General features: G+C 52.3%; 10 protein-coding genes. 6 read left to right on the top strand and 4 right to left on the bottom strand.

Annotated elements, in window-relative coordinates; translation table 11 throughout:
- The first annotated feature begins 80 nt into the window (after window positions 1-80).
- Together APR53_06785 and APR53_06780 are read left to right on the top strand one after the other, a co-directional pair.
- Entirely contained in the window at window positions 81-260 is a 180-nt protein-coding gene (locus tag APR53_06785; protein KQC05810.1) for a hypothetical protein, read from the top strand.
- Between the two features lie 180 nt (window positions 261-440).
- A complete protein-coding gene (locus tag APR53_06780; GenBank protein ID KQC05809.1) occupies window positions 441-749 on the top strand; it encodes a hypothetical protein in 309 nt (102 codons plus the stop codon).
- Window positions 750-1095: 346 nt separating this feature from the next.
- Here APR53_06780 and APR53_06775 read toward each other — a convergent pair whose 3' ends face one another.
- The 3 genes from APR53_06775 to APR53_06765 all read right to left on the bottom strand — a co-directional run bounded on the left by APR53_06775 (window position 1096) and on the right by APR53_06765 (window position 2675).
- Complete coding sequence (locus tag APR53_06775) at window positions 1096-1284, bottom strand: hypothetical protein (GenBank protein ID KQC05808.1); 189 nt, start codon at window positions 1282-1284, stop codon at window positions 1096-1098.
- An 87-nt stretch (window positions 1285-1371) separates the two neighbouring features.
- On the bottom strand, window positions 1372-1983 hold the full coding sequence (locus APR53_06770; GenBank protein KQC05807.1) for a hypothetical protein: 612 nt from the start codon (window positions 1981-1983) through the stop codon (window positions 1372-1374).
- Window positions 1984-2156: 173 nt separating this feature from the next.
- Entirely contained in the window at window positions 2157-2675 is a 519-nt protein-coding gene (locus APR53_06765; GenBank protein KQC05806.1) for a hypothetical protein, read from the bottom strand.
- Window positions 2676-3018: 343 nt separating this feature from the next.
- Here APR53_06765 and APR53_06760 point away from each other — a divergent pair, with 343 nt between their 5' ends.
- The 4 genes from APR53_06760 to APR53_06745 are packed head-to-tail and all read left to right on the top strand — an operon-like array spanning window position 3019 to window position 6723.
- A complete protein-coding gene (locus tag APR53_06760; GenBank protein ID KQC05805.1) occupies window positions 3019-3705 on the top strand; it encodes a hypothetical protein in 687 nt (228 codons plus the stop codon).
- A gap of 40 nt (window positions 3706-3745) precedes the next feature.
- Window positions 3746-4771: a hypothetical protein gene (locus APR53_06755; protein KQC05823.1), complete on the top strand. Its 1026-nt coding sequence runs from the start codon at window positions 3746-3748 to the stop codon at window positions 4769-4771.
- Entirely contained in the window at window positions 4768-5925 is a 1158-nt protein-coding gene (locus APR53_06750) for a hypothetical protein (protein ID KQC05804.1), read from the top strand. The genes APR53_06755 and APR53_06750 overlap by 4 nt, the downstream gene beginning before the upstream one ends.
- A gap of 45 nt (window positions 5926-5970) precedes the next feature.
- Window positions 5971-6723, top strand: coding sequence for a hypothetical protein (locus tag APR53_06745; GenBank protein ID KQC05803.1), 753 nt, complete (start codon window positions 5971-5973; stop codon window positions 6721-6723).
- Here APR53_06745 and APR53_06740 read toward each other — a convergent pair.
- The gene (locus APR53_06740; protein ID KQC05802.1) at window positions 6704-8347 is read right to left on the bottom strand and encodes a DNA ligase; all 1644 of its coding nucleotides are present in this window, start codon (window positions 8345-8347) and stop codon (window positions 6704-6706) included. The two genes, APR53_06745 and APR53_06740, sit on opposite strands and share 20 nt — an antisense overlap.
- Window positions 8348-8361 lie beyond the last annotated feature (14 nt).

The following is an 8361-nucleotide window of genomic DNA, read 5'->3' as shown; positions in this document are numbered from 1 at the left end:
GGCGGAGGTCCTGAGTTCGAATCTCAGCGAGCCCATTCCTGTTTTAAACAATTGTGTATATTCCCGGATTATAGGGAGAAGTGATCGCCGAAGCTCTGGTAGTGGAGAGCAGATCCATCAGCACCATTTCTCTTCTCCCGGATATGCCGGGAGAAGTTCCCGCGGACGGTGAGGAGATACCGGAGAAGAGAAGAACTCCCGTCTTCCTATGGTTCTGCCACTACCAGCAGATTCCCGGGGGTTGCCTCCCGCGACTGTAGCATATCATAAAATAACCGGAACCGCGTGGACTGCACTCCGGCGATACTATTATTGGATCTCAATCCAACAGGACACCCGCTCTGAGATGGTAGCAGAGATTATCAGGGGAATTCTTTCCCCATAGTGTTTATTACGGCAGGATTCATCAGAGTGGTCGATGAAAACGGAGGTTCAGGTAAATGGCTACGTTCTACATGAGGTGGCATTTAAATCCAGCATTAATCCCAACAGATCCCGAAGAGCGGGGAAAGCTGTGGATATCAATGCTTGAGATGGTGAGGGCAGACATGAAATCCGGCACTTTAACGGATTGGGGAATGTGTTGCGACGCGAATGGAGGCTATGCTTTTGCTGAAACAGATGAAACTTCTTTAAATATTTCTATACTGAAATGGATGCCATATGTCATTTTTGATATCAAATCAGTACTTACTGCCGATCAGTGTATCGCAAATATAAAACAGGCGGCAGCTGCGGCAAAAAAGTAAATGGGCCTATTTAACCCTATTTTTCAATCAGCCCTTTGATTTTTGGCAATAACTATCCGTTCTCCAACCCTAAATCTGTGAAACCTTTGAGATTATTCAGGACCTTGTCTGCAATCATATGCAAATTTCCCGGTTGCATACCTTGCTTCCGGGGAGCGTACCGATCGGGGATTCCGCCCTCCATCGGCGCCAGGCCAGATTCGCCATTTGAGCCATGTTATTGAATCGGAAGCCTTTACGTTGCCTTGACATGGCGGAGGTCCTGCGTTCGAATCTCAGCGAGCCTTGTAAGTTTTTTTAAAAGGTAGTTTTTCGATTAATTTTTCCTGCTGACACTATCTGTCCATCACCCGAGAAGGTCGAATGGCGAAACGATCCGGTTGAAGACGAAGAAATTAACCCCGACAATTGCACAAAACACAATCAGACTCCCAATCAGCCATCCCTGCTGCATGAGAAGAAAAGTGGCAAACAGCATACCGGCAAATGAAATTAAAAAGAGAAACACAATCTGTCGTTTCTGATCATCATCCATAGTGATTGGTAATCCCAAGAGTTCAAAAATATATGGATGTTTTATAAGAGCTACAGAAATGATTCCGCCGGGACATCATACTGCGGCTCACTCGCCCTTCACGGTTTCTTCATAAACGCCTGCATGGGGATCGCGCACTGCGCTCCAGAGAACGGGTTCTTTCCGCACCACGCTCATATCACAGAAATCACTGCCGGTACAGATCCCTCCCGAAAATGCCACAGAGTATGCAGGATTCAGTTCCTCTATCATTGCGGTATAGAATGCCTCACATTCTTTGCGGGCCATCTCAGGAGCAATCCCGGTCTCCCGTGACACGTGATAAACCGGGCACTCTTTGATCCTGAATACTACCCTCTCATGCGAAATTTCCACAGGATCTCCCTCCATGCCAGGGCCGAATACTATCGTCGCAATAATGTCGCTCGTATGAGCGACCTCGGCAGCATTTGTAGCCGGAAAGTGAAATGACGATAGTAATGTCGCGATTTCCCGTGCAATCTCCCGGTATACTGACGACCGAACCGCCTCATATGAGCCGCTCTTCCTGTGCCCGAATGCCCGGGCGAATGCAAGCGGCATATACGTGAGTGTCCGGGCGGCGATTCGCCACCGGATTTCCATGGGAATGTGTCTGATATGATCCATACGTCCCTCCTGTGCGCTCTCCTGACCGGAGAGCACCTCAATGTTGTGCATGCCGGCACGCAACGCTCGGGTCGGTCCTTTAAAATAAAAATACGGACAATGCACCGCATACTGGCGAAATCGGTCATATGCACAGTATTGTTATTTTTGAAAAAGTACAATCCTCACTCTACCGTAATCCCATATACAGTTTATCCTCTCTGCGGGATCCGAAATCACATGCATTATTTCTGCAGGGCTCCTATTTTTCCGATCCTTATTTCACAGTACGGGTCTCCCCTGCACATGGCTTTTACACGGGTAACACTACACAGCGATCCGAAGTGGCCTACGACAGATCGGGTATACGCGTCACATGTATCGAAAGCACGTTCAAGCTCAAATCCGAGGTCGTCAGCAACCGACAGCAGCGGGCATGCCCGCAAACGCAGGATTTCTGCTCCAGATGGTGTCGTATCGTGTTCGATTTCGTATCCCGGTCCGAAAAGAACTCCTGAAACGATGCCGAACATCCGGGCGATGTCCTCCGGAGTCTCCTTCGGGGCGAATTGTGCTTGAGCGATGGCATAGGTTTCTTTCGCAGCTTCGCTGAATATGGCCTTTTCAAGGAATGAATAGGCACCTCCCACCCGGTCCCGAAACGCCCAGTTGTACGCCAGCGGAAGGGAGCATAGTGCCTTCGCGGCAAGACGCCACCTGATTTCGACAGGTATTACTTCAATGTCACGTGTAGAATGCACCACCTTTTCTCCTCTCCTTACTCCCGGCAGGACTTTGCACAATTACCGGCCAAAGATCCGCCGGGAATGCGACAATGCGCCTGCACATGACGGGCAGTTTGTAACCGTCCCGATTACCCCTCCGGGGGCTGTGTAAAAAATATATCGAGTATTATATATTGAGAATACATATAAGTATCCCGCGCGGAGAAGCGGATACATTAGTACGATATTTACTTCCAGTCGTCCGGATATCCCTGATAACGACAGACGGACAGACCTGCGGTGTCCGATACGTCAGACTGGTCATCCGGGCGGAATATGCCGGTCGGGTTATCTATAATTCTTATCGAACCGACAGATGAATATGGAATATGATATCGAAGGCGATAATCTGCAGATGGTGTGCTGCCACCTCTTGCCGGGATCGGGGGTCTTTGCCGAAGCGGGCGCCATGGTGAACATGAGCGGAAACATGCAGATGAAGACAAACATGAAAGGCGGGCTTTTCAAGGGATTGAAACGGATGCTGACTGGGGAAAGCCTGTTCATGACCGAGTTCGAACCGGTGGGCGACGGCGGATTTGTCTCATTCGCGGGAAATGTTCCGGGAAAGATCTTTCCGGTCGTGTTGTCGGGCAGTGACTTCATCGCACAGAAAGACGCTTTTCTGTGTGCCGAGGAAGGAATTGATCTCGATATTGCGTTCACAAAACGCATACGATCGGGATTTTTCGGTGGTGAAGGATTCGTCCTTCAGCGGCTTTCCGGTACCGGCACGGCATTCCTCCACTGTTGCGGCGACATTATCGAACGCACGCTCGCGCCGGGTGAAGTCGTCCGTGTGGAAACAGGGCTCGTCGTCGGATTTGAAAGCACCGTCAGCTATGATATCGCCCTTGCGGGGGGTGTGAAGACAGTCTTTTTCGGTGGTGAAGGTCTCTTTCTCACAACCCTGACAGGGCCCGGCCGGGTCGTGCTCCAGTCGCTTGATATTGCAAAACTTGCTGCGTCCCTGCTTCCGTATCTGCCGATTCAGACGTCAGGAAACTGATATGACCCTATTCCCGGATGTTCTGCAAGCCGGAGGTACGATGATCGTCCATGGCCCTCATGCGTTCGACACGGGAGATGTCGCCCGCCTTATCCCCGCCCTCGCCCCCGAACGCCTGATTGTCGCGGGCGTTATGGCACGGACGGCTGCAGAGGAGCAGGGAATCCCCTTTGAATGTCCATGCAAACCACCTTCGGCCATTATCGGGGAGATGCAAAAAGAGATGCGCCCTTACCTTGTCAACTATGGAAAAACACCGGATTCGGGGAGGGTGTTCGGAGAGATCATCGCATCGCGCCTCCCCGGCGACCAGGGCCTTGTCCATATCGAAATCTCGTCAGGCACCATATATCTCTGGAACGGCGGTGACCGCGAACTCGCCACGGCACTTGCAAAAAGTACGGGATACGCGCTTGAATACGCGACTGCCTCCCCCCCGGAAAACACAGAGATGAGACTTATCCGTGGGTGTCGTCCGGGAGAGCCGGTATTTGTCAACGGTACGGTTATCGGGTTCGCCACGGCAGAAACAGCGGTAATCGAGTCCGGAAACGGAACGATTTCAGCCGGATCCGGGCTGATATTGAAACCGCACGGCATCGAAAAGGTTCTCCGCCAAGGAACGCCCGATCTGTCGACTGCATGGTGCAAGAGCGGCGCGGTCCGTTCAGTTTCCCCGGCCTCAGGAGCCCGCGGGGTGCAGAACGGCAGGATCGCAGTCATCGACCATGCGGGGCATACGATATATGATAATGTTGGATGTGATGTCTGCGGTGTGCTCGCGATCGGTGACGACACGACGGCAATCTGCGGCCATATCTGCAGTCACCACGGTTTACCCGTCTTCGGCGTGGTGGATGGCGATGGCGACGGGATTGTCCCTCCTGCCTTTTCGCCGGGATCCGTCGTTGTAAGGACCCTCCACGAACGGGATGATGATGTGGGCGCAGAACTCGCCCTGCATGTCACCGGGGCAGACTACCGGTGGGATACGTGGGTGGAGGAAGCGCTCGGACACCTCGGCAACAGGATCACAATCATGATTGATCGTCGTTACTCTTCATGAAAGAATGCAGCACGTGCAAGGGGCGGGGCTTCTGCGGGCTTTCGCGGTGCCCCGTCACCAGCCGATTTTACGCGAGCCTTTCCGTCAGGCCGTCATCATCCTATATGGGAGGGGCCCCGTCTGTTTTTGTGGGTAGCAGAGGATATCCCCGGGTACTGGGGGGACCGCTGCTCACCGGCGGAAGCGACAATCCTGAAGACTGGATCCGCGGGAATTTCGGTATCGAGGATATCGTGCGGATGAGAGCGCAGACAATCCGCGGGACTGCTGAGACATCATTCTCCTACGAACCGATGCAAGAGATCGCACTCTCAAGCAGGCCCGTTGATGTTGAAGTTGAATTTGAAAAGCCTGTGCACTTCAACCTCACGTTTGACGGGACACTCGCTCCCATCGGCCTGTACGGAAGCATGAAAACCATTGAGGTACTGGATAATGCTCGTGTCGAACGACCTGTTGAACGGGTGACGTCGGATACGGATTTGCGGGCGACTGAGGCAGTCAATCAGTTGTACCGCGAGAAGGTTGATGTCCACCGCATCCAGCAACTCCTTACGTCCGGCCTGCTCGGTATACGGCGGCATATCGTACCGACGCGCTGGGCGATTACTGCCGTTGATGATATGATTGCAGCGGGGCTGAAACAGCGGATAGGGCACAATCCCATTCAGGACGGCATCCGCATCCACGCGAAAACCCTCTATGGCAATCTGATCATCTGCCTGCTCGTTCCCGGCCCCTGGTCATATGAAATGATAGAGATCTGGGAAAAAAACAGCCTCTGGGGTGGAGAGAAGGACTCAATCATCAGAGATGGCGAGAGAGAGAGAAAAAGCGGCTATTCGCCGATTGCAGGTGCATATTATTCGGCGCGGCTCGCTGTGCTCGATTACCTGGAACAAACGGGCCGTATGGCGTCAGCTATTGTTATCAGGCGTGTTTCCGACGATTACTGGGCTCCGCTTGGTACCTGGGTTATCCGGGAGGCTGCACGCGTTGCGCTGAAGACGCAACCTCTTTGCTGTCCTGATATCGAAACGGCCACCCGTACAATAACCACACTTCTCGGATCACCCGACTGGATCGCGGCCAGCACGCATATCAGGACGATAAAAACCCAGAAGACCCTTTTCGATTTTATATCATCCGAGTAATGCATCGGTAATCTCTTAATATCTCATAAATCAATAAAGAGAATAATGATAAACAGGCTCAGGAACGGTCTGCTTCTGATTACGGCAACGGGACTTGCGAGCGGCGTTCAGGCAGTCGATTCGGCAGAGGCCCTTACGCAGAATGACTATTTCACCATTTTTCTTGCGGGGATACTATTCATCAATGTGTTTTTGGTTCTGCTGTACAGGATTTTCCGCAGAAAGCGGACAACGAGAAAACGGTCATCGGCATTCACCATCCTCGGAACGATTGTCGCCTTTTTAATGGTCGGTGCCGGCAGTATTCTGGTTATCATCGATATTCTCGTGCTGCTCTACATTGTCGGGGATATCATGACGTTTCAGAGCGCATATTATTTCCTTCTCAATTTCTTCCCCGCCAATATCGCCTTTGGCATCATCATTACCGGCGGAACGGGGCTGTTGATGTTCCTGGTGGGTTTCTACCTCATCATTTTGATCCACGGCACCCAATTTATCGACACAAGCGGCATGCCGACGGCAAGTGGGGCCATTTCAAAGGGCCAGGATGGTAAAGAACAGCTCGAACCTCTCAATCCCACGCTCACGTTCAAGGTCCTGCGGCGCGACGACGATAAACCGGCACCCGATGTGAAGGTTGTCCTGAAACAGCGGCAGGGCATAAAATTTCACACCAAATTTACCGACTTCAACGGAGAAGTGAAATTTTCCAATATAGAAGGATATGCCTATGATTATTATGCATATGTGGAAGGAGATGAAAACCGCCAGGTTTTCAGGGTTTTACAGAAGTAAGCTGTGAACTATAGCGTTCCCCAATCTGTGCGAGACTCTCCACATCATCCACACTTTTATCATCGCGCAGGCGTATAAACCGGGGAAAGCGGAGAGCGTATCCTCCGGAATAATTCGGGCTGCGCTGGATCTCAGCATATCCCACCTCAATGACCAGGGAGGGCTCGAACAGAATTTCCTTGCCTGATGTCGAGAGAACCGTATCCTTGAGCAGATCAAACATGATGGCGAGCATCTCGTCCGAAAAGCCAGTCGCAACCTTACTGACCGGAATGAATTCCCCGGAATCCCGGCATGCGAGTAAAAATGATCCATAGAGCTTCGCACGCCGCCCTTCCCCCCATTCAGCCCCTATCACGGCTAGATCGAGCGTATCAACCGCAGGTTTTATCTTAACCCAGTTTTTCCCTCTGACACCCGGAGTGTAGGTCGAGGACGGGGCCTTGATCATAATTCCTTCGTGTCCGTTTTCAAGCGCTTCCCGGTAAAATGCCTCGACCTCGTCAGCATTATTGCTCACCAGCTGAGGAGCGATATGGTCGCCGAGTACCGCTTCGAGCTGGATCCGCCGTTCTGCCAGTGTCGCATCGATAAATGTGGTTCCGTCGAGATACAGAAGATCGAACACCCAGGGAATCATCGTGATTTCGTCAATATGAAGGTTAAGATCGTGTTTTCTCCTGAAGCGGCGAAGAACGAACTGGAAGGGAAGCGGTTTTCCGTCCCTGATCGCAATCACCTCACCATCCAGGATGACATCATGTTTCGTCGCCCCGGCAAGCGCCCGTACGATATCGGGGAGCGCATGAGTCACATCTTCGAGTTTCCGGGAATATATCCGGCACTCACCCCCCTTTTTGTGGAATTGAAACCTGCTCCCGTCATACTTCATCTCCGCCGCCACGGCGCCGTGTTCTTCCAGCATTGTCCCGATGCTCCCTTGTTGGGCCAGCATCATCTTTACCGGCCTGAACAGCTCAATACTGACTCCTGAAAGCGCTTCGGCACCATCACGTGCGAGTAGTGCCACCTCACCGAGATCATTGCGCGCCTGGTAGGCGTGCTCAACCAGAACAGACGGTACTTCGAATGCGCGGGCAATCGCATCGCGAATATTTCCTTCCCCAATCCCGATTCGAAGTTCGCCGAGGAGAAGCCGTGCAAGATATTTCCCTTCCACAGGCTGGGCATTGGCAAAAAGTCTCCGGATGACCTTCAGTTTTTCCCGCTGGGAGCGGGATCCGCCCACACCGGCGATGTAGGTGAAATCACGATACACCTCCTCAAGCTTGAGGGCGGTCGTGAAAAATGATGTCTGTTCTTTGGTTGCGAGGATAGCCTCCACTGCACGGCCCACGTCCCCTTCCTGGTTAATGGTCTCAACAACCGACTCCTTCTTTATCCCGGCAACGTATGCAACGCCTTCATAGAGGAGGTTCGGGCCTACGCCGACCTTTTCCGGCCGCCAGTCAGGAAATATTCTCCCCATGATAAACCGCACAAATACGGGCAGTTCTCCTTCGCTCAGGGATGGAAGCTCCCTCTGCAGGATATCGATCATCTCGAGCCTTCCCGGGATTGCCTCGAGCCGTGTACACAGACGGGAAAATTCACTGAACAGCATTGATCCTATCCTCC

The organism is Methanoculleus sp. SDB (assembly GCA_001412355.1).
GTDB lineage: Archaea > Halobacteriota > Methanomicrobia > Methanomicrobiales > Methanomicrobiaceae > LKUD01.
The sequence above is the reverse complement of the archived record's forward strand: the minus strand, read 5'-3'. Positions and strand labels throughout refer to the sequence as shown.